Below are 1681 nucleotides of genomic sequence, written 5' to 3' on the forward strand. Positions count from 1 at the left end.
ATGGGAAACGTTCGTCTCCGCGATAATCCCAACGCTCGTCCGTTTGTGTATCCCAGACTGACACTCCAATTCGCCCAGATGTTTGTTTCTCGATGAGGGAGATGTCTTCGTTTAATTTGGAGGCGTAACTAACAGTTGAGCAAACCATCAGCCCAACCAACAGGAATAACTTTTTCATGCGTGGTGTTCTTCGTTCTTTTGGTTTTGAGTCGCACTTTGGCTATGTTAAGCAAACTATAACGAGTGAATACTCTAACCACTGTTAAATCCCTGTCGATTTTCTGTAGGATTCTGCGCAATACCTCCAAGTTTGTTATTGACCTTAGGTATATTGTGGGTTTACTCAACTTTACGAATATTGACGTTGCATTACGCTAGAAAAACTAAACTAGAGTTGTCGTCAATTTGAGAGTGATGTTCATGAAAACTGTACGAAATTTTGTATGGATGATAATTGCCGCCGTGTCTGTGTTGTGGTGGATGAGTGAACCGCAACTGCTGTCCTCGATCCAATTCTTCCAATGGCGCTCCGCGCTTATTCAATATTCTGGTGTTTTGTCGTTAGCTTTGATGTCTATTGCGATGGTGCTGGCGCTGCGCTTACCTGTGATCGAGCAATGGGTTCACGGGATGGATAAGGCCTATCGTGTGCATAAATGGCTCGGCATTGCGGGGGTTAGCCTCGGAGTCGTGCATTGGTTGACGTATAAAGTGCCAAAATGGCTAGTGTCGGCAGGAGTGCTCGAAAAACCAATCAAACACACCGGGGTTGGGCCTTCTGGGAACAACTTTGTCGGTTTAGAACTCTGGGTCAAAGAGTTGCGCGATGTGGGGCTTGGTTTGGGGGAGTGGGGTTTTTACCTGCTCTTAGCATTGCTCGTGGTGTCATTGTGGACGGTTGTTAAATACAAGCCATTTAAGTTGTCGCATCGTTTAATGGCGGCAGTGTATTTGATGATTGCTGTTCACTCCGTTTTGCTGATCAAACATGCGTACTGGGGTGAGCCAATTCATTTCGTTGCTTTGTGCTTTGCCTTGATGGGCTCTGCAGCTGCCGTTTATAGCTTGCTTGGTTTTGTCGGACGATCGAATCGCCATCCCGCCAAAGTGGTGTCGACTCGCTACTTCCCTCAAGCGCGAGTGATGGAGCTGGTTTTGGCGCCAAGCAACAACGGCCAAGGAAAACCTTGGCAAGGACACAAAGCTGGGCAGTTTGCTTATGTTCGTTTTGGTAATGAAGATCCGCATCCGTTTACGATTGTTTCAGGTGAGCATGAACCAGAGGTACGCTTTTTGATCAAAGAGTTGGGTGATTTCACTACGGATTTGTACCACAGGGTTAAAATTGGTGAAGAAGTGATGGTTGAAGGCCCTTACGGACGCTTGGCGTTTGACGTCAATAAGCCGCAGATTTGGATTGCGGGTGGTGTTGGGGTCGCGTCGTTCTTTGCCATCTTAGCGTCACTCAAATCGCTAAAAACGCATCCTCCTGTGCATTTGTTTTACTGCACGCGAGGTTTGGACAGCCATTTAGTGGACGAGTTGTGGAAAATGGCACGTCTTGCGCAAGTGAAGCTGAACGTGATTGATACGGCGGTGTCTCCTCGACTTAACGTAGAGCGTATCGCGAGCGAATGTGGCGATTTAGCGCGTTATGAGTTCTATTTCTGCGGGCCTGAAG

The 1681-nt window shown here is 47.4% G+C and carries 1 protein-coding gene and 1 pseudogene; one reads left to right on the top strand and one right to left on the bottom strand.

What is annotated here, in order from left to right; all coding sequences use genetic code 11:
* Positions 1 to 178: pseudogene (locus tag R8N28_RS24150) on the bottom strand (carbenicillin-hydrolyzing class A beta-lactamase); the annotation flags it as partial.
* Positions 179 to 420: 242 nt separating this feature from the next.
* On the opposite strand from R8N28_RS24150, the gene R8N28_RS24155 reads away from it, so the two are divergent.
* Positions 421 to 1681: ferric reductase-like transmembrane domain-containing protein (locus R8N28_RS24155; RefSeq protein WP_318183540.1), on the top strand; the 1261-nt coding region annotated here is incomplete at its 3' end.

The sequence above is a fragment of the Vibrio sp. Vb1554 genome (assembly GCF_033344235.1).